Annotated in this window: 16 protein-coding genes and 1 pseudogene; 11 read left to right on the forward strand and 6 right to left on the reverse strand. The window is 57.0% G+C overall.

Going from position 1 to position 19473, the window contains the following annotated elements; all coding sequences use genetic code 11:
* Positions 1-16 precede the first annotated feature (16 nt).
* The 4 genes from FPY71_RS02240 to FPY71_RS02255 form a co-directional block, all read right to left on the reverse strand.
* Positions 17-1147, reverse strand: coding sequence for a hypothetical protein (locus FPY71_RS02240; protein WP_149297225.1), 1131 nt, complete (start codon positions 1145-1147; stop codon positions 17-19).
* Positions 1148-1221: 74 nt separating this feature from the next.
* On the reverse strand, positions 1222-3234 hold the full coding sequence (locus FPY71_RS02245; RefSeq protein WP_149297227.1) for a DUF4139 domain-containing protein: 2013 nt from the start codon (positions 3232-3234) through the stop codon (positions 1222-1224).
* A gap of 49 nt (positions 3235-3283) precedes the next feature.
* Entirely contained in the window at positions 3284-3979 is a 696-nt protein-coding gene (locus tag FPY71_RS02250; protein WP_149297229.1) for a hypothetical protein, read from the reverse strand.
* A 756-nt stretch (positions 3980-4735) separates the two neighbouring features.
* Positions 4736-5305 carry a TetR/AcrR family transcriptional regulator gene (locus FPY71_RS02255; RefSeq protein ID WP_149297231.1) on the reverse strand — a complete coding sequence of 190 codons (570 nt, stop codon included), beginning with the start codon at positions 5303-5305 and terminating at the stop codon, positions 4736-4738.
* Between the two features lie 61 nt (positions 5306-5366).
* Here FPY71_RS02255 and FPY71_RS02260 point away from each other — a divergent pair.
* Positions 5367-6301: pseudogene (locus FPY71_RS02260) on the forward strand (alpha/beta hydrolase family protein).
* 21 nt (positions 6302-6322) lie between these two features.
* On the opposite strand, the gene FPY71_RS02265 reads toward FPY71_RS02260, so the two are convergent.
* Complete coding sequence (locus FPY71_RS02265; RefSeq protein ID WP_149297233.1) at positions 6323-7180, reverse strand: IclR family transcriptional regulator; 858 nt, start codon at positions 7178-7180, stop codon at positions 6323-6325.
* Between the two features lie 147 nt (positions 7181-7327).
* On the opposite strand from FPY71_RS02265, the gene FPY71_RS02270 reads away from it, so the two are divergent.
* Positions 7328-8263 (forward strand): N-carbamoyl-D-amino-acid hydrolase, encoded by a 936-nt coding sequence (locus tag FPY71_RS02270; RefSeq protein ID WP_149297235.1) that lies wholly within the window; start codon positions 7328-7330, stop codon positions 8261-8263.
* Positions 8264-8513: 250 nt separating this feature from the next.
* Entirely contained in the window at positions 8514-9842 is a 1329-nt protein-coding gene (locus tag FPY71_RS02275) for an alanine racemase (RefSeq protein WP_188052176.1), read from the forward strand.
* 51 nt (positions 9843-9893) lie between these two features.
* Here FPY71_RS02275 and FPY71_RS02280 read toward each other — a convergent pair whose 3' ends face one another.
* Positions 9894-10565, reverse strand: coding sequence for a GntR family transcriptional regulator (locus FPY71_RS02280; protein WP_149297239.1), 672 nt, complete (start codon positions 10563-10565; stop codon positions 9894-9896).
* A gap of 500 nt (positions 10566-11065) precedes the next feature.
* Between FPY71_RS02280 and FPY71_RS02285 the strand changes: the two genes are divergently transcribed.
* The 8 genes from FPY71_RS02285 (at position 11066) to FPY71_RS02320 (ending at position 19318) form a co-directional block, all read left to right on the forward strand.
* Positions 11066-11977: an N-carbamoyl-D-amino-acid hydrolase gene (locus tag FPY71_RS02285; RefSeq protein WP_149297241.1), complete on the forward strand. Its 912-nt coding sequence runs from the start codon at positions 11066-11068 to the stop codon at positions 11975-11977.
* Between the two features lie 41 nt (positions 11978-12018).
* Positions 12019-13032: an Ldh family oxidoreductase gene (locus tag FPY71_RS02290; protein WP_246160096.1), complete on the forward strand. Its 1014-nt coding sequence runs from the start codon at positions 12019-12021 to the stop codon at positions 13030-13032.
* Positions 13033-14253, forward strand: coding sequence for an iron-containing alcohol dehydrogenase (locus tag FPY71_RS02295; protein ID WP_246160097.1), 1221 nt, complete (start codon positions 13033-13035; stop codon positions 14251-14253).
* A 297-nt stretch (positions 14254-14550) separates the two neighbouring features.
* Positions 14551-15534 (forward strand): TRAP transporter substrate-binding protein, encoded by a 984-nt coding sequence (locus FPY71_RS02300; protein WP_188052177.1) that lies wholly within the window; start codon positions 14551-14553, stop codon positions 15532-15534.
* A gap of 56 nt (positions 15535-15590) precedes the next feature.
* Positions 15591-16082, forward strand: coding sequence for a TRAP transporter small permease (locus FPY71_RS02305; protein ID WP_149297246.1), 492 nt, complete (start codon positions 15591-15593; stop codon positions 16080-16082).
* Positions 16082-17353, forward strand: coding sequence for a TRAP transporter large permease (locus FPY71_RS02310; protein ID WP_149297248.1), 1272 nt, complete (start codon positions 16082-16084; stop codon positions 17351-17353). The genes FPY71_RS02305 and FPY71_RS02310 overlap by 1 nt, the downstream gene beginning before the upstream one ends.
* A gap of 12 nt (positions 17354-17365) precedes the next feature.
* Entirely contained in the window at positions 17366-18142 is a 777-nt protein-coding gene (locus FPY71_RS02315) for an IclR family transcriptional regulator (protein ID WP_149297250.1), read from the forward strand.
* A 24-nt stretch (positions 18143-18166) separates the two neighbouring features.
* Positions 18167-19318: an extracellular solute-binding protein gene (locus FPY71_RS02320; RefSeq protein WP_210246243.1), complete on the forward strand. Its 1152-nt coding sequence runs from the start codon at positions 18167-18169 to the stop codon at positions 19316-19318.
* Positions 19319-19473 lie beyond the last annotated feature (155 nt).

Raw genomic sequence — 19473 nt, forward strand, 5'->3', positions numbered from 1 at the left:
GCCGTGCAGAACGCCGCTATTGCGCGCTTTCTCCAATTTGCAAAACATTGAACTGGCGTTTCATGAATGCGTTGAACATGGCTTTTGCATGCGGGTTGGAATCCGGTTCGGCGTTCTGCGCTTCGACACTGACCGCAGCCGCACACAATCCGTCAACGCCTTCGCGCGTTCCAGTTCGGATAGCGGCTGCACCACTGTCGGCCATGGTGCCCTGCCAGCGCGCTTCAATCAGATGTGTGGCGGTCTCGGCTGTTTCGCAGTCAGAATAGATCAGCGTCATAACCAGTTCCGGGCGTTCGTTCTGCACATCGGCTATGATGCCGCCGAAATAAGGCGGTATGCCCTGACCGGCCTCTTTCAGACTGGCTTCCAACTGGCTGCGAAGTTCGCTCATGTCGGTGCTGCCGGACAAGGCAATGGAACCGAAATCGCCCCCTTGCAGGCCAAAGGTTGGCGAAATCAGCATGGCTTGCACGACTAAGCCTGCATTGGTGATGGCATCCAGTGAGCCAAGCGCCGTGGCCACAACCGGATGGTCGCTGGCATTCTCACCGTCTTTCAGGAAAAATTCCACGGCTTGAGGAATGCCCGACTGCACAAGCCCATTGCCCGTTTGTCCGACGAAGGTTGCCCGCCCCAACTCATCGCGCCATGGATTGCCGATCTGGCGAGCCCGAAGATTGGCCGCCATGGGTTCGCCATTGCCGATGACGCCCGCGGACCCCACTGGCTCGAAATCAGCGTCGGACAACGCTTCCAGAAGACCGGTGACGGTTGCCTCATCATTCAGGCCCCACACGCTGATCATCTGTGGCGGCACGCCCATGCCGGCAAAATAGCGAACCTTTGCAAGCTCGATGCCGGAATTGCCTTCCCAGGTTTCAACGCTGGCCATTGTCAGCGGCTTCACGGCACCGATTGCGCCAAAGGCCATTCGCTGATGTGCAAAGCCATGCTCCGAGCCGATATGCTGCCCGATGGCCTGCAATGCTTCCATGTTGACAAAATAGGCCTGCACGGGCTCGGGGTTGGTGACGATCACCTGCGGAAATTTGCTGAAAGCATCACTGAGTGCATCAGCGCCTGCTGCAAGAGCGACCGGGCTGGACGCAAGAACGAGAGCCGAAGCCAGACAGAGGGAGCGCATGAAATATCCTTTGTGCATGTCGTTTGAGGGTGTGAGTCAGCCGGTGGCATTTCTACAGCGAACCGGCCTTTTTCTCAGAGCGCCTTGATGAATGTCGCAAATTCCTGCCGCAGCTCCAGCAACTTCGCTTCTGCCTTCTGCCGGCGCTCGCCCAACTCGGCAATGCTGTTCTCTTCATCCTCCAGCATCGCAACGTAGCGCTGGCCAAGCGCGCTGTCGCCGGGCACGGCGGCAAGGTTTTCCCGAATTCGCATCTGATTGCGCGATGCAAGGTCCAGATCCTGTCCGATCAATTCAACCTGCTGCTCTGCTCGAGCGATCTCGCCACGTCGCTCGGCAAGATCAGAAAGCGTCTTTATGGTTTGCGCGTCGTCTATCTGCCCCGACCAGTAGAGCAGCGTTTCGGTGTCGGCATCAATCAGTTCAATGCTGTCGGTTTCCGTGCGTTCGTTCGCGGCCGTAATCTGTGCTGTCGCACCCTCTTCCAGTTCAACGCGCAGCCGGTGGTGGGTCGGCGTGGATTCGACAAGAGAGGCGGACGTAAAGGCCCAGCCTGATCGGCGCGGATGTTCGATAATGACCGTGCGTGGCGCATCCTGCGCCCCGACAATGGTATAGGTTATTTCCGAACGGGTGATGCGCGTTGCCCGCAATACGCCTTCTGAAAGCGTTGCGCGGAACACAGCTTCATCACGGCCTGCGTCTGTCGTAACCTGAACCTTGCGGTCTGTTGCAAAACTGATCATGCGGCTTTCGCCGGTGGGTAAGCCGCGCAGCTCGGCATCTCCCGCATAACCTTCATCATTGGCCGCATACACGGTGACAATGCCAGGCGGCAGGGTTGTGCCGGTGCCGTTTTCAAGCCGCAAGGCGGAAATGGGATGGACGCTGCCGCTTTCCGGTTGAAAAAGAGAAATACGCTCCGCCTCCAGTTCGGCATCAATGAATGGAACCGACAGGGTGCGACCGGCGGCAAGGTCTATAGGGTCCGGCAGGCGATATATGGCTGCCGCTTCACCCTCCGCAGCCGCGGCCTGCGAGACGGGCGCGGACGGTTCTGCGGCGATGGATGGGGCAGGTGCCATCTGCGGTGCGTCCGCTCGCTGGCGGTTGGCCCGTTCTGCCATGTCTTGCGAAGATTCTGCCGCGATGCCTTTGAAGCTGTCAGGCCGCGGCGGTGCAGCGGTTTGCGCCATGATTGGCAGTTGCGGGCGCTCATGCCAATAGCGCTGATGCAGCCGCTGGGCCAAGGTCACGGGTGCACCCGAGGATAGTGTCAGGGAGACATCACGCCAGTCTTCGCCAGTGGCGTTTTCGACCACCGCCCAGGCCTGAAGTCGAGCGGTCTTTTCCGGACCAAGCAGCAGCCGATAGGCCGTCTTCCACACCGGTGCGGGCACCACATAGTCAAGGCGCACATCCCGCTGGCTTTCGCCGTCCAGCGAAACCGCCACAGTGCGCAGATCGTCCGTTCGACCGCGTCCGCTGACCGAAGCCGCCTCGCGGAGTTTATCGCGCACGGCTTCGTCCAGAATCCGCAGCTCGGTGTCAGCGCGAAGTCTCAGCACAGCAATCTGCCCGTCTTCTGTCATCACCGACAGGGCAGGGTCGCGTTCCGTGGTGCCGTCTCCACTCTGCTGTGCCGGCTCGACGCCCAGCACCGTGCCCTCAACGGTGCGACCGCCTGATGCCGCGCGAATGCTGATCCCCTGAAGCGTGGCCAGAAGACGCGGCAATGAGTGCATATCGTCCGGCGTGAAGGGCAGCCGGCGAAAGGTTTCATCGACAGGTGAAAGCCCGTCCAGAGACATTGAGGCGACGCCACCGGCAGGATCCCGCACGATCAGGCTTTTGAGAATATCATCGACCTGGTCCAGTGGAACATCGAATTCAAACCCCGCCGTGCCATCAACACGCACGCTCCGGTGAATTTCGGCAAGCCCGCCCAATGACATTGTCACAGCCTCGATCCTGTCCTGCGTATCGGTCTGGGCGAAGGCCAGCCCGCCCGGTAATGCGATCAGCAGGCAGGCGCTCATTATCGCCCGGTTCAGCGCTGGCAGAGTTTTTGCCTTATGGGTGCTCATTCAATTTCTCCAGGTTTGACGTTCCGCCAGCCGCATGCGTCTTCGAAACTCAGCCGATGAAGGCCAGATATTCCGCTTCCAGCCGATCAAAGAGGTCCATTTTCCGGTTGAGCTCGTCCACAGACTTGCCCATGAGCTGGTTTGACCGGGCAGTGGAGCATTCCGACGGGGCCGACTGAGCAGCTGTCGAAGCCCTCTGTTCGATTTCCGCAAGTTCGCCAGCATCGAAATAGTCCGGCATTTGCGCTGCCCGCTCGAGGTCGGTCCGGTACCGTCCGCCATGGCAAAGGTCGGCGTAAGCCTGATGCTGCCTTGCTCGTCCAAGAACGTCGCCTTTTTCCCGGGTCAGAACCTCACGATAGAATTCCGGGTTCTTTGCTGTCAGGTAGATGGCGTCGTTGTCGGCCAGTCCGGAATATTGAAGCTCCGGCAAATGACGGTCCGGCATGACCCAATCGAGGGGCTCGACGCGAATGGCGTCTACGGAATTTGCAACCTGAACAAGGCACAGGATGCCGGCCACAGCCGCCAGGCCCTTGCGTGCCGCGTCCTTTGGCGCAGAAGGGCGCAGTACACCAAATACGATGACCAGCCCGACGATTGCCATGATCAGGCCGCCGAGGTTGAACCGGTTGTCCGAGACAACTTCGCCGTTGACTGTGACCAGATTGGTTGTACCCAGAAACAGAAAGAATGGGACGATAGCCAAGGCCAGGGCGAGGGCAGGTTTGGAAAATCGGGACATGCAGCACTCTTGTGTTGGGTGAAAATGAAAAATGTGCACCGACCGTGTCGGCATCGACCATTAGAGTTGAGGGGCACTGATAAGCCTGAGGCGCATCGGCCTTTCTTCTGGGGCTTGCTTGTAGATGAGACGACGGGGGCGGGCTTGATCTTGGTCCGGACCAATAAAATGTTCAGCGCGAGCAGTGGCGGGAATGATCGTGGAAAACGTCACAAATCCCGGCCGGGGGATGTGTGCGGATTACTGACTTCTGCAACGGCCGTCTTTGACCATTTGAGCGATGGCGGTTTCCGACTGCTTGTTGATCCAGGGCATGGCAGCTTGCTCGCCCAATTCATTGACCTTCGCCCGAGCTCTTTGCTGAAGTCGCCTTTGCTCCGATCGCGGAAGCATGCTGAACCGGCAAGGTTCGAGCCGCTTCGCCTGACTGGATTTGCCGCTCCGTTCATGGAGGCGGTTGAAATTCTGGGTGTTTGACCAGCCGGGTGTGTAATTGAAGTCTTGAGCCAGCACTGGCGCCGGCAGCAGGAACACAAATGGCAGTGCAAGTAGTATTGAACGCATGACTGTATCCCGAAAATTTATGAACTGGATCTTGGAAACTAGACGCTGCAGGTCGATACAACATTGGTAACAACGCAAAATTAGCCAGGATTCTGCCCGAAATTCTCACTGGCGGGCGCGGGGAGGGGAAAGCTGTCGCTTCACAACACTCATTGTGATCAACAGTCAGGCGGGGCCAAAGGGCCGCGCGCACTAATCTCCAACCAGTTGCGCTGCTGCCTCGCCAGCAGTGTCCATATAGGTTGGGTCCCGGTGCAGGAGCACAACGGCGAATGCGCCGTCGAGAAGAAGAAGGATCTGGCGCGCAAGGCGCCGTGCTTCGTCGTCAGGGCGCTCGTCCACAAACACCGAGTAAAGCCAGTCTTCGACCCTGTTCTTGTGGGCACGACCCACGATGATTGCAGGATGTCCAGGCATATGGATCAGCTCAACCGATGTTCGCAGGAAGCCGCATCCCTTCCAGTCGGGATGCCGTGCCAGAATTGCCAGATTGCGGAAGATGCCCTGAACCTTATCAGCCGTGGTGCCCTCGGTCTGCGTAAACCACTTCTGAAATTGCGCCAGATTTGGCGGATCGCGTGTTTCCAGGCAGGCAGCGATCAGATCATCCTTACTGCGGAAATGATAATAGAACGTCTTTTTGGTCAGCCCGGCCTTCTCAGCGACGGCATCGACGCTGACAGCGCGAACTCCCTGCGCGTTAAACAGCTTTCCTGCGGCTTTGATGATGCGGTCCCGCGTCGGCGCAATTGTTCTGGTCATGCATCAAAGTATACCCACCAGTGAATATACACAATTGACCTGAAAACCTATCATGCGTGATATGACCAGCTTTTCATCACTGCCCACGGCTATCGACGGAATGCCAGGATCCTTTGCATGCGCTGACGGGGTAAAATTATCCGGTCATTTCTGGCGCGCGCTTACGGCGAAGCCGCTCGGCACCGTCATCGTCAATCCTGCCACCGGCGTTGCGGCGCGCTATTACCATCGCTATGCCCGCTTTCTGGCCGGTAACGGGTTTGACGTGCTGACCTATGACTACCGTGGCATTGGCCTTTCGCGCCCTGAGCGGATGAGAGGCAGTGGCTACCGCTGGCGCGACTGGGGTGAACAGGATTTCGAAGCGGCGATCAGATATGTCGAGCAGCATGGTAGAGGTGACAAGCTGCTGGTCGTCGGCCACAGCATCGGCGGTTTCCTGCCGGGTCTGGCACCAAGCGCACCCCGAATTGATCGGATGCTGACGGTTGGTGGGGAGACTATGCCGCGCAGAAAAGATTGCGCCTGTTTGTCAAATGGCATGTGGCAATGCCCGCCCTGACCTTTGCCTGCGGGTATTTCCCAGGCCGGCGGTTGGGATGGCTGGAGGATCTGCCCGCCGGGGTCGCGAACGAATGGAGTTTTCGCGGCCCCCGCTTTGAACGAAGCCATCCGCGTGGCGAGCGGCTCAGCGTGGTGGCGCGGATCGCGGCCTTCAACGCACCAATTCTGGCCGTGGCCCTGTCCGATGACGAGCTTGGAACACCGGCTGCTATCGACCGCACACTTCGGTATTATACCGGCGCGGAGCGCACGACGGTTCACCTGAGCCCGGCGAATTTCGCCCGCGACGCTATCGGCCATTTCGGCCTGTTTCACGACAGTCATGCTGCCGGATTCTGGCTTGATAGCCTTGTCTGGCTGCGCGACGGCCGCAACCCATGGCCAAGCCACGTTAACAGGACCTGCCATCCATCTTGCTTATATGCGTCCTGAAAGGATGTCGCGTGCGGGTCACTATGTACGAGCGGTGTGGAGAAGAAGACCCAGTATGCCCCTTTGTCCTATGGCAACCAGAGAGAACTGCTGGGTGATTGTGGTTGCGGCTGTTCGCAGCAGGCTTGAATAGTGCTCGATCTGACCTTCCAGATCAACGAGAGGCACAACCAGACTGATCGCCGCAATGCACTGCCCCTCAGCATTAGTTATCGGGCACGCGATACAGGCAAGATGAGGATCGACCTGACCGGCCAGCATGAAAATATCTTTGCCTCGGCTCGCTTCAATCGACGCCAGAAATTCGCTTTCGGGGAGTGTCGAGCCATCCCTCAGCACATAGTCCTCTTCCTTGACGCCGCCCAGAATTTCTTCACGCGGTATATCTCTGAGAAGAAAACGACTTGATGCAGTGCGTGGCAGAGGATGACGGCTGCCCTCCGTTGACAGCATGTAAGAGGGTCTTTGCGCGGCAGCGGCGATCAGAACAAGCTGCTTCCAGTTGTCCAGGGCCACAAACTCGGACAGTTGCTGCGAGTCAAGTGCGAGTTTCTGAACTGCGCCGCGGATGAAATTGGGAAAATCCAGATGCTTTGTCGCTGCCTTGCCAAGCAATGCCACTTTTTGACCGAGGTGATATCTCCCCTCACTTGCACGGTCTATATATCCACGCTCTTCCAGTTGCTCGACAAGCAGATAGGTCGTTGATCGAGGGCAAGCGGTGCCAATTGAAATTTCCGGAATGGTGCTGGGATCGGCTTTGGAAGCCAGAAACTCCAGGATGTCAAATACCCTGTCAGTTCCCTTTCCACGCAGTGATTGAGAACTGTTACTGGACGCCATGGGTTTTTCCTCCGGATCTGCCTGATAACCCGCCATGTGCTTTTCTCTTGGCGCAAATGCAACGGTGAAGATCAGTTGACAGGTGAGACACTCCGTGTCACGTTTGCTATATGAGATTTAGTCCATTATATTGGACTTTGCAACTCTTTTGGTCATTTTCAAACATGCTTGGGAGGTGAGGCAGTGTCACGCATAGTAACCGTTGGGGCCGCTCAGCTGGGGCCGATTGCCCGATCAGATACCAGAACGCAGGTTGTGGAGCGGCTGATTGCCCTTCTGAAGCAGGGCAGCGAGCATGGTTGTGATGTGGTTGTTTTTCCGGAGCTGGCACTGACAACGTTTTTTCCGCGCTGGTACATGGAAGATCAGGCTGAGGTAGATCAGTTCTTTGAAAAATCCATGCCAGGCACCGACACCCAGCCATTGTTCGATGCAGCGCGCGAATATGGTGTCGGCTTCTATATCGGCTATGCGGAATTGACCGAACAGGATGGGCAAGTCCGGCACTTCAATACCTCAATTCTGGTTGACAAAAGTGGCGAGATTGTTGGGAAATATCGCAAGATCCACCTTCCCGGTCATGCTGAACACGAAGAATACCGCGCGTTCCAACATCTGGAAAAGCGGTATTTTGAAACCGGCGACATGGGTTGGCCAGTTTATCGCGCCTTTGGTGGCATTATAGGCATGTGCATCTGCAATGACCGGCGATGGCCCGAAACTTATCGCATGATGGGGTTGCAGGGCGTGGAAATGGTCATGGTCGGCTACAATACGCCGCGCCACAACCCTCCTTCACCTGAACATGACAGGCTCAGTGACTTCCACAATCATCTGGTCATGCAATCCGCTGCCTATCAGAACGGCACATGGGTGATCGGGGTCGCAAAGGCGGGCGTGGAAGAAGGATGCGAGTTGATCGGCGGCAGCGTCATCATCGCGCCCAGTGGTGAAATTGTTGCCCGTTGCACCGGAATGGGCGATGAACTGGCCGTTGCCATCTGTGACTTCGAAATGGGCCATTCCTACAAGAACACGATCTTCAACTTTGAAGCCCACAGAGAGCCTCAGCATTACGGCCTGATTGTTGAACGCAAGGGCGCCAAGGTAACCGTTTAGATTTTGTGCAACACACGGCGATGAAGCCCGGCGCCCAGCGGCGGGCCTCAGGCGGTATCGAGTGAACCGGCCGGGCGAGCAGTCGCGCGCAGGCGTCCATGCGCATCCGATGGGTGAAGCCTCCGCGGGTCGCATATTCATCCATCAAGTGGGGCGGAGCGGATGGCAGGAATTCGGCCATATCGGCCAAATATCAAGATCAGTCTTCAAGCTTTTTCTGTCATGGCCATTTCAGGTGAGAAATCCATCAATGACACATCAGTTTCCAATCAACGACGCCCGGCCGCTGCCTGTTCTCACAGACATCACCATTGATGGTCGAAGCAAGGGTTTTCCGGGAAAACTGCCGGTGACGCCGCTTGCCGACATTGGAGCAAAAGGCTGGAATGTGCTCCGGCAGGACCTGCCGTTTCCAGTTGCAGTGCTCGACATCGACGCGCTGAACCACAACAGCGAGTGGATCAAGGCGGTCGTGTCGCATTATGGCGTGTCGCTTTGCCCGCATGGCAAGACAACCATGGCGCCGCAACTGTTTCATCGGCAGTTGGCGGATGGTTGTTGGGGTATCACCTTGTCAACTCAACACCAGGTGCAAACGGCAAGACATTATGGCATTGAGCGGGTGTTTCTGGCCAACCAGATCATGGACCCTGTTTTTCTGGCTTACATAGCCGACGAGCAGATTTCAGACCCGGATTTTGATTTTTACTTTCTGGTCGATTCCGACGAGGGAATAGACCTTTTGCAGCGCGTTGCTCTGGGCAAATCCGGTTTCAGGCCTTTTCAGGTGTTGATCGAAATGGGCAGCACGGATGGCCGTACGGGCTGTCGGACGATGGAAAAGGCCCTGCATCTTGCCAGGCGCATTGCCGCAATCCCCGAGGTGGCGGTTCTTTCAGGTATTGAAGGGTTCGAGGGAGCCATTCGTGGCAAGGACGTCCATGAGATCGAAGACCGTATTGTCAGATTTCTGGGTCTGATGGTTGACGTTGCCACTGCTGCTGAAAAGGAAGGCCTGTTTGGTGGACGTGAAGTGCTTCTAACCGCCGGAGGCTCCAGTTATTTCGATCTTGTGGCGCGGGTTCTGACCAAAGCCCGGCTTGCTTCGCCCACACGGGTGGTGCTGCGCAGCGGGTGCTACATTGCCCATGATGCGCTGATGTACGAAGAGCAGGTCGCAAGAGCGCTGGAGCGTTCGCCTGAACTGGCCGCACTTGCCATAAAGCCTCGACAGGCTCTGACAGTGTGGGCTGTTGTGCTTTCCCGCCCGGCCGACGATGTGCTGTTTCTGAATATCGGGCGTCGCGATGTGTCGTTTGACTCGCATCTCCCGCGGCTTCTGGCCTATGTCGACACATCGTCATCGCCCGAAGTTCGGCCGTTGACCGGAAGCCATCAAACCATGCTTCTTTATGATCAACACGCCAATATAAGCTGCTCATCCGACAGTCCTCTAAGACCAGGTATGCTGGTCCAACTGGGCATATCACACCCTTGCACAACCTTCGACAAATGGGACGTGCTGAGCCTGGTGGATGACGACCACAATGTGGTGGGCGCGGTTAAGACGTTTTTCTGATGACAGGGTGGGCGGTAAAGAGCGGCTTCGAATGACCTTGCACGAACTGGTTCAGAAGCCCTTTTGCAGCCTGTTCCACGACTCTTCGATATGTGAGCGCATCGCATGTTCCGCCTCGTCCGGATTCCGGGCAACGATAGCGGCAACGATTGCCTCATGTTCAGCAATGGCGCTTTCCGTGACCCAGGCATGAAAATACAGTCTGAAAATGTGCATGTGAGCATGCAGCCGTGACAAGGCGTCGACGATCAGCTCATTGCCACTTGCACGCGCTATGCGATCATGAAATTCGCTGTCATGCAGCGCAAAATGTCCGTAGTTGACCCGCTTTTCGTCCGAAACTGCCTGTTCCATATCACTGACAAACCGTTCAAGCGAACCGGCATCCTGGCTGCTGATTTTAGCGGCAGCCAATCGGGCAGCAGCCGGTTCCAGCAACAGGCGAATTTCATAAAGCTGCTGAAATTGCTCACGCGTCCATTGTGGAGTTACCCGGTACCCGATCAGATGCGTCTTCGTTACCAGACCGTCGGATTTGAGCCTCCCGAGAGCCTCCCGGATGGGGGTTTGCGAAATGCCAAACTGCCGCGCCAGTTCATCAACGGTGATACGTGCACCTGGAGGCAGCTTCAGCGTAATCAACTGATCAAGTATCAGATCGTAGGCTTCATCAGCGAGTTTTGGACCGCGAACAGGAAGTGCAGTTACGCGCCGTTGCCTCATAATAGACTCCAAATTGAAACTTCCGGCCCAGCTTAGCATGTCGATGCGTATCTTTCGGCACCAGGCAATTGAAATGTAGCAAATCTGTGCTCGAAATCACCATAGGCAATGTCGGCCAGAACAGAGTTTTGGCAAGCTTTCGACCTGTCTTCTCAACTGAAATTCACACATTTACTCGCATGAAGATGCACGTTCCGTCCTGGTGCAGCCCAGCGTCTTTGACCCATTGATCAGCCAAGATCATCACACGATAGACGGAGATGACCCGATATCCGAACCACATACATTAAATATGTGCTCAACTGGATCGTGTGAGGCTGCTCGCAAGCTGATGCTGGGAATTCGAACCCTGTTGCTCGCGTGGATGGAAGTGACCAAAGAACCGACTGACAGAATGGCCGAAATAAAATACGATATGATACACGATTTTCAGTTGATCGGGTTCATATCAACGTTAGAGTGTGTGGGAGCAAGTCTACGAAACGGGTGGGAGAGGCAATTTGTCCAGAAAACTGAACTTAGCGGTTGCGCAACTTGGACCAATCCACCGTTCCGAAAGTCGCTCGGCCATTCTGGGCCGCTTGATGGAAATGATGCGGGAAGCCAAAGGCCGAGGGGCAGAACTGGTCGTATTTCCTGAAGCCGCTTTGACATCGTTTTTTCCTCGGTGGTTTATCGAAGATGAAGCCGAACTCGATAGCTATTATGAAACGGCGATGCCCAATCCATCGGTGCAACCCCTGTTCGATCTTGCAGTTCAACTGGGTATCGGCTTTCATCTTGGCTATGCTGAACTTGCCTGGGAAAACGGCCGCAAACGCCGGTTCAACACGGCTGTTCTGGTTGACCGGAATGGAAGAGTGGTTGGCAAATATCGAAAAATTCATCTTCCCGGTCACGCTGATTATGAAGCTGACCGCCCATTCCAGAACCTTGAAAAGCGATATTTCGAGGTCGGCGATCTGGGTTTTCCGGTCTATTCCTATGAGGAATGGCAGGTTGGAATGTGCATATGCAATGATCGGCGTTGGCCTGAAGCCTGGAGAATGCTGGGGTTGAACGGCGCAGAGCTGGTTTGTCTTGGTTACAATACCCCGGTTACGGACCCGCGCACGCCGCAGCATTCACATCTGACATCGTTTCACCATCTGCTCAGCGTCCAGGCTGGCGCATATCAAAATGGTGTCTGGGCGGCAGCGGCTGGCAAGGCTGGTGTGGAAGAGGGGTGGCCTCTCGTCGGACACAGTTGCATTGTTGCACCCAGCGGGGAAGTTGTGGCGCTGACCAGCAGTGTTGAGGATGAGGTTATTTCGGCAGTCTGCAATTTTGAACGCAACCGCGAAATCCGGGAGCATATCTTCAATTTTGAAAAGCACCGCCAGCCACATACCTACCGGAAGATTGCTGAATAAGAGGCCGTTTGTTTCCGGGCCGATAGACTGGGGAGAACCGCATGCATATTCCGGCCGCGAAAGCGCAGGAGTTGGTGAGCCGTATTCTTGTTGCAGCCGGCATGCCGGAAGAAAATGCACAAGTGCAGTCCGAAGTGCTTATGGAAGCTGAGCTGCGAGGCTTGGCATCGCACGGAATTTTGCGTTTGCCTCGACTGGTCGAGCGTCTGCGCAACGGTGTTGCAGACCCGCAGACGAAAGGTGTGCAGACCTGGCGGGCAGAGGCTTTTCTGGATGTGGATGGCAAAAACGGATTTGGCCCGGTGGTGGCAAATGCTGCACTGGATCCGATAGTGCAGCGGGCACGGCGGACAGGGATAGCGGTCGCCGCAATCCGTAACAGCGGTCATCTCGGTGCAATCGGGTGGTATGCCGAACGCATCACAAAGTCAGGAATGGTCGGTATTGTTCTGTCCACAAGCGAGGCACTTGTTCATCCGTGGGGAGGGCGAAAGGCCATGATCGGCACCAATCCGATTGCGATTGGTGTGCCCGCTACCCCGCAGCCATTCATTATGGATATGGCAACGGGTGAAATTTCCATGGGTAAGGTGCAGGATCACGCCAATCGTGGCGAACCTCTCCAGGAAGGCTGGGCACTCAATGTCGATGGAGAACCTACGGTTGATGCAGAGGCGGCACTTTCGGGAGCGATTGCACCATTTGGCCAGGCCAAGGGCTATGCTCTCGGGCTGGCATTTGAGCTGCTGGTTGCAAGCCTGACAGCCAGTGCAATGGGCACGGATGTCAAAGGCACCCTGGATTCGCATCACCCTGCCAACAAGGGCGATGTTCTGATTGCCATCGAGCCCAATGGCGGCAGTGCTGCGGCTTTGGAAACCTATCTGAATGCAATTCGAAACTGCCCGCCACTGGACGGATTTGACAGTGTCAGCGTGCCGGGGGATCGCGCCCGCCAGCGGCGGGCCGACAATCTGGAAGCGGGAATTGTTGTGCCCGATTTGTTGTGGACCCGGCTGCAGACCATCGCGGCCGGTTATTCTCTGGAGATTTGAATGTTTGGAACGTTCCGCAGCCCACGGGCAGTGTACTTCGGTGTTGGCCAGCGTGTTCTTGCAGGCCCTGTGGCAAGTCAGCGTGGACATCGTGTGCTGATTTGCACTGACGAGCGCCTTTCGGGTGATGTGGTCATGGAGGAACTGGTCAACAACCTGCGCGCAAGTGGTTTGCAGACAGAGGTGTTTGATCGTACTCAGCCCGATGTTCCGCTGGATTGCGTTGCCAGCGCGGCAGAGCGTGCGCGGAGTTTTGGGCCGGATTGCATCATTGCTATCGGCGGAGGAAGCTGCCTGGACCTTGGCAAGGTTACCGCACTTTTGCACAGCCATGGTGGCCGCCCGCAGGACTATTATGGAGAGTTCAAGGTTCCGGGCCCGACAATACCTTTGATTGCGATGCCGACGACGGCCGGTACGGGATCAGAAGTCACACCAGTGGCGGTGCTTTCAGACCCTGACAAGACGTTGAAAGTGGGTGTCTCTGACCCGTATATCATTCCGGCCGTGGCAATCTGCGACCCGGAGCTGACGCTCACATGCCCCGTCGGACTTACGGCAGTAACGGCCGCCGATGCCCTCACTCATGGCATTGAGTCCTTCACCGCAATTCAGCATCCCGACACCGGCCGACTGGCGCTGGACAGAGTTTTTGTTGGCAAGAACACCATGAGTGATCTGACAGCCTTGAAGGCAATTGGTCTGATTTACCACGCATTGCCGGGCGCAGTTCGGGACGGATCCGACTTGCAACTGCGCTCGCAACTGATGTACGGCGCAATGCTGGCGGGACAGGCTTTTGCCAATGCGGGAAATGCGGCGGCCCACGCGCTGCAATATCCGATTGGCAGCCTGACCGGTACCGCGCACGGTGTCGGAGTTGCCGTATTGATGCCATATGTCATGCACTACAATTTGCCGAGCCGTATAAAGGAATATGGTGAGATTGCAGATGCAATTGGAGTGGGAACACCGGACCAGACCCCTCGGGAAAAAGCTTTGGCCGCCGTTGATGGAGTTGCAAGCCTGTTCAGGTCAATCAACATTCCACTGACGCTTGCCGAGCTTGGTTTTGAGGAAAACCAGATAGAATGGGCCGCTGAACAGGCTATGACGGCTGCGCGATTGGTGGTGAACAATCCGGTGGCACTTACCCAGGCGGACATGGCTCTTATTCTTCGTGCTGCGTGGGAAGGAAATACCCGTTTATTGGCGAACTGACGGGCATTCAGATGATGTTCTGACTTTCCGCGTTGTGAAGCCACGTTAGGTCGCAGGTTGCGGCGCACCTCTTGTTCGCGCGGGTTTACGTATGGGCTCAACTCTGGCGGCGTTGAGCCGCGAAAGCTGATTGACCCTTGCTCGGCCATAACAGCTCTGATGGGTTTTTTGATGCCAACATTTCCATGATGCATCACTGGTTGCTCTCGGCTTGACCATGCACAACCATCAATATATGAAAACCAAATATCATATACGAAAATGGCTGCTGAGTTTTCGCGGCTGAGGGAGAGACAGATGAGAAAGATGCTTGCCGCTTCTGCGGTCGCGATGATGGCCGCCTCGATGGCAGTTCCGGCACAGGCTGCGACGGTCGTGCGTTTCGCGCACATGAACTCGCCTGAGCACTTTGTCCATGTGGCCGCGCAATCAATGGCAGACTCCGTGGCCGAGCGCAGCAATGGCGAAATCAAGGTGGAGCTGTTCCCCAGCGGTCAGCTTGGTGAAAACGGCGCGGTGACCGAGCAGATGTCGTTTGGCGCCGAAGTTATGGGCCAGGTCGGTATTGGCATGCTGGCGGATTACGCACCCGATTATTCCATCGTGCTCTACCCCTTCCTGTATCCGGATTTTGACGGGGCCAAGCGCCTTCTGGCCAGCGACCTGATCAAGGAGCTTGAAGCCAAGGTTGCCGAAAACAACATCAAGGTGCTGTGCTACGCCCACTTCGGCGTTCGCGATCTTTACACGCGTGACAAGGAAGTGCGCTCGCCCGGCGATTCCAACGGCCTGAGCATTCGCGTCCAGCCGGTGACCATCTATACTGAAATGGTTCGCCTGGTGTTTGGTGGCGCAGCCACCCCAATGCCGTGGCCTGACGTGTACAGTGCGCTGGCACAGGGAGTCATCGACGCCGCAGAGGCTCCGCCATCGGCGATGATCGACCAGAAGCACTTCGAGAACACGAAGTTCTTCATCCAGACCAACCACATGACCGATATCGTTCCAGTCACGGTCAGTGCCTCCTGGTTCAACAACCTGTCGGCAGAAAATCAGGCGATCTTTCAGGAAGAGGCTACGATTGCTTGCGACAGCATGACCGACGCTTCGATTGCCAGCTACGAAGCCGGCATCCAGACCCTGGCCGACTCCGGCATGACCATCATCTCCGATGTTGATCGTGAAGCCTTTGCCGAACGTGCTGGTGGCATTGCCTCCGCTTTTCCCGAATGGACTGACGGTCTTTATGACCGCGCCAAGGCCATCGTAGACGGCCAGTAAGGCTTATTCAGCCCGGGCACTGCGCCCGGGCCAATTCATGTTTTGGGAGGAGGGGGATGTTGCAGGCAGTCTCCAGGAAATTTGATGCCGCCCTGGGTGGCCTCGATCGGGTGCTGGCCGTATTGACCGTCGCTACCCTGGTCGTGCTGATCGTGGTGGTGTTTGGCGCAGTTGTCATGCGTTATCTGTTCAATGCGCCGCTGATCTTCTCCTTCGATCTTTCAACGCTGCTCTTTGCCTGGGTGGTGTTCATCGGCCTCACTATTGCCGACCACGACGATGCCCATATGGGGCTCGATATGGTGGGCAGAATTGGCAATGCAGCGATCCGCCAGGCATTGGTGGCACTGCGCCTTGTTCTGGTGTTGGCGCTCAGTGTCTATCTCGCTTATGTCGGCTGGCAGCTGTACCAGCGCACCGGCGCTCAAATCTCTTCGCTGCGCATCTCTGCGCGCTGGCTATATCTTTCAATGCCGGTCGGGTTCGGGCTGCTCGCCCTGTCTTACGTCGGCCGGATCATACGGCTTGCAGCCGGTGGAGCGCGCTGATGCTCTGGGTTATTCTCGTCCTGTTTCTTCTTCTACTGCCGCTTGGTGTTCCGGTCGGCCTGATCCTGCTGATGCTTTCGGTGGCCTATGTGGTCATGGAGCCGGCGCTGATGGATGTGGTGCTGGCCCAGCGCCTCGTGCAGGGTACGCAGAGCTTTCCGCTGCTTGCGGTGCCATTGTTCATCCTTGTTGGCGAACTTATGAACATTTCCGGCATAAGCCGGCGCGTCATGGATTTCGCCGCGGTGCTGACCCGCAGCATGTGGGGTGGGCTGGCGCAAACCAACGTGCTGCTGTCCACCCTGCTGGCGGGCATGTCAGGCTCGGCCAATGGCGACGCTGCCATGCAGGCCAAGATCCTCGTGCCGGAAATGACCAAGCGCGGCTATCCACTGCCTTATTCAACGGCACTGACGGCTGTGTCCTCGCTGATCGCGCCGATGATCCCGCCGGGCATCGGGCTGATCCTGTTCGGTTTCGTTACCAACACGTCCATTGGCCAGCTGTTTGCTGCGGCCATCGTGCCGGGCGTGCTGCTTGCCGTGATGATGCTGGCTCAGGCCAACATCACCACCCGCATCAACAAATGGGACCCGCCGCGCGGTGTGCAGCCGAGTGATCCGCCGCTGGGTCGCGCCTTTATCGGCGCACTGCCGGCCATCATGCTGCCGGTGATGATCATTCTGGGTATTCGCGGCGGTGTGTTTACCCCGGCAGAGGCCGCCGGCGTTGCTGTGGTCTATACGGCGATCTGCGTGGTCGCCTACCGCGAAGCGAACTGGGGTCAGGTGTGGAAAGCGCTGCGCTCGACCGTTTCGACAACCGCTGCGATTCTGCTGATCCTTGCTGCATCCACCGCCTTCAGCTGGGTGCTGACGTTCGAGCAGGTGCCGCAGACTGTGGCGGGCGGGCTGTTGTCCTTCACGGACAACCCGACCCTGATGCTGGCGGTTATCGCTGTCGTAATCCTGATCGCAGGCGCGGTGATTGAGGGAACGGCGCTGATCCTGATCCTTGGCCCCATCTTCCTGCCGGTCACCAATGCGCTTGGCATTGATCCAGTGCATTACGGCGTGGTCTTCGTATTGATGGCGCATCTGGGTGGCGTGACACCGCCAGTGGGCACAATCATGTTCACCACCTGCACCATCACCAAGACACCGCTGATTGAATTTACCAAGGCAGCCTTTCCGATGATCCTGACCTATCTGGCCTTTGCCCTGGTCTTGATCCTCGTCCCCGTGTTCAGCACCGGTCTGGCTCATCTCTAGAAGGTAACCACGATGGGCAAAGACGAGATCGATCTGGTCGAAACGGACGCCGCGCCAAGTTACGCTGCGCCCGCCGTGGACAAGGCCTTCGACATCATTGACCTTGTGGCCGGTGAAATCGACGGGCTGACGGTGACAGACATAGCCCTGCGGCTTGGGCGGTCCACAAGCCAGATCTACCGCATCGTTGTTTCCCTGCACCGGCTTGGGTTTTTGCGGCGCAATGAGCAGACAGATCGCTATGAGCTGGCGCTCAAGCTTTATGAGCTGGCCACCCGCCACCCTCCATTGCAGAGGCTGATCCACCACGCCAACCCGGTTCTTGCAGCATTGTCGGATGACACGGACCAATCCTGTCATCTGGCCAGCATCACCGGCACGTCTTTGGTCATCCTGGCCCAGGCCGACAGTCCGATGCCAATGCATTACACTGTGAAACTGGGCTCCCGATTTCCGGCGATGGAGACGAGCTCTGGCGTGGTGATCGGCGCCTTTTCCTCCCCGAACCGCCAACAGATATTGCTCGCCGACTTTTCCGCCGAAGAGCAGAAGCAGTTTCGAGCGCGCTTCGATGCGATAGCCCGCGATGGCTATGAACGCCGCGACAGTGAAGTGACGGCCGGTGTCATCAACCTTTCCAAACCCGTGTTTGACGCCGCAGGACAGCCGGTTGCTGCCGTCACGGTTCTGTTCCTGCCCCAGCGTCGCATGCGGTTTGAGCTGGATGCGGTGCTCGAAAAGGTTTTGGCCGCAGCCGACGAACTGACGAGAATCATGCAGAACGCCTGACGTCTGCACTTTCACCTTGAGGAGATTACCTTGACGACGCTCAAAGGCATGACTTGGCGCCATCCACGCGGTTTTGACCCTATGGTTGCCACCTCTCGCAAGTGGCACGAACTGACCGGCATTGCCATCGAATGGGAGCAGCGCAGCCTTCAGGACTTCGAAAGCTATCCGGTGGAAGATCTGGCTCGCAATTACGACCTGATTGTCATCGATCATCCCCATGTTGGCCAGATTGCCGCTGAAAACTGCCTGGCTCCGCTGGATACACCGGAGCGTCGGGCAGACCTGGCAACACTGGCAAGCCAGTCCGTTGGCCAGTCTTTCCCCAGCTACAACTGGCAGGGGCGGCAATGGGCACTTCCAATTGATGCGGCCTCGCAGGTGCAGGCTTATCGTGTTGATGCACTGACCGGGCCAGCCGTGCAATGGAGCGATGTGATTGAATTGGCCCGGCAGGGCAAAGTAACTCTTCCCATGCGTGCGCCGCATGCGCTGATGACGTTCTACACGCTTGCAGCCAATCTCGGTACGCCATGTTCCTCGGAGCAGGGACCCGAGTTGATCGGGCGTGAAGCCGGCATCAACGTGCTGAGTCTGATGATTGAACTGCTTGGACTGATGCAACCCGATTGTTGGGACATGGACCCGATCGCCGCGCTTGAACTTATTGCGGCGGGAGAGCGCAGTGAAGTGCTGCTGCCGTTGACCTATGGCTATCTGAGCTACGCAACTGAGGGATTCCGTGCACATCCCGTCTCATTTGCCGACATCGCGGCAGCGGGCGGAAACGGGCCGTTGGGTGCTGCCCTGGGCGGCACGGGCATAGCGGTTTCTGCCTATTCCAGGAATGTGAATGCGGCTATCGATTACGCTTTCTGGGTGGCCGGAGCTGAAATTCAAAAGACACTTTATGCCGAAGCGGGCGGACAGCCGGGCAATCTCGATGCGTGGGAAGACAAAGCGGTCAACGAACCGGTGAATGGCTTTTATCGCGACACTCTGGAGACTTTGCGCAGGTCCTGGATGCGCCCGCGCTTTGACGGCTATATGAAGTTTCAGGACGAAGGCTCGCAAATCCTGCAACACGGATTGCAAGAAGGCACTTCGCCCGAAACGATTGTGGACCGCTTGAATGCAGCTTACGAGAAGGTAAGTCAGTCTGCGAGTCAGGCCTGAGCTGCTACGCTGACCATGACAATTCGACCTGCCTTTCGGAAGGCGACGTCCTCAAGGCTCTCGGTTTTGGCCTTGAGGACAACACCGCCGTCTTCAGCGCGCAAAATTTGCATCGGTCGCAAAAGGCCACTTCACCGGGTTTGACGAAAAGAGAA

Source organism: Aureimonas fodinaquatilis (assembly GCF_008369445.1).
GTDB lineage: Bacteria > Pseudomonadota > Alphaproteobacteria > Rhizobiales > Rhizobiaceae > Aureimonas > Aureimonas fodinaquatilis.

Excerpts from the sequence above, each read along its gene's own strand:
- FPY71_RS02300 (WP_188052177.1), top strand. The coding sequence starts at position 14,551 with ATGAGAAAGATGCTTGCCGCTTCTGCGGTCGCGATGATGGCCGCCTCG.
- FPY71_RS02240 (WP_149297225.1), bottom strand. The coding sequence starts at position 1,147 with ATGCGCTCCCTCTGTCTGGCTTCGGCTCTCGTTCTTGCGTCCAGCCCG.
- FPY71_RS02250 (WP_149297229.1), bottom strand. The coding sequence starts at position 3,979 with ATGTCCCGATTTTCCAAACCTGCCCTCGCCCTGGCCTTGGCTATCGTC.
- FPY71_RS02280 (WP_149297239.1), bottom strand. The coding sequence starts at position 10,565 with ATGAGGCAACGGCGCGTAACTGCACTTCCTGTTCGCGGTCCAAAACTC.
- FPY71_RS02305 (WP_149297246.1), top strand. The coding sequence starts at position 15,591 with ATGTTGCAGGCAGTCTCCAGGAAATTTGATGCCGCCCTGGGTGGCCTC.
- FPY71_RS02310 (WP_149297248.1), top strand. The coding sequence starts at position 16,082 with ATGCTCTGGGTTATTCTCGTCCTGTTTCTTCTTCTACTGCCGCTTGGT.
- FPY71_RS02245 (WP_149297227.1), bottom strand. The coding sequence starts at position 3,234 with ATGAGCACCCATAAGGCAAAAACTCTGCCAGCGCTGAACCGGGCGATA.
- FPY71_RS02290 (WP_246160096.1), top strand. The coding sequence starts at position 12,019 with ATGCATATTCCGGCCGCGAAAGCGCAGGAGTTGGTGAGCCGTATTCTT.
- FPY71_RS02265 (WP_149297233.1), bottom strand. The coding sequence starts at position 7,180 with ATGGCGGGTTATCAGGCAGATCCGGAGGAAAAACCCATGGCGTCCAGT.
- FPY71_RS02275 (WP_188052176.1), top strand. The coding sequence starts at position 8,514 with ATGACACATCAGTTTCCAATCAACGACGCCCGGCCGCTGCCTGTTCTC.
- FPY71_RS02255 (WP_149297231.1), bottom strand. The coding sequence starts at position 5,305 with ATGACCAGAACAATTGCGCCGACGCGGGACCGCATCATCAAAGCCGCA.
- FPY71_RS02295 (WP_246160097.1), top strand. The coding sequence starts at position 13,033 with ATGTTTGGAACGTTCCGCAGCCCACGGGCAGTGTACTTCGGTGTTGGC.
- FPY71_RS02315 (WP_149297250.1), top strand. The coding sequence starts at position 17,366 with ATGGGCAAAGACGAGATCGATCTGGTCGAAACGGACGCCGCGCCAAGT.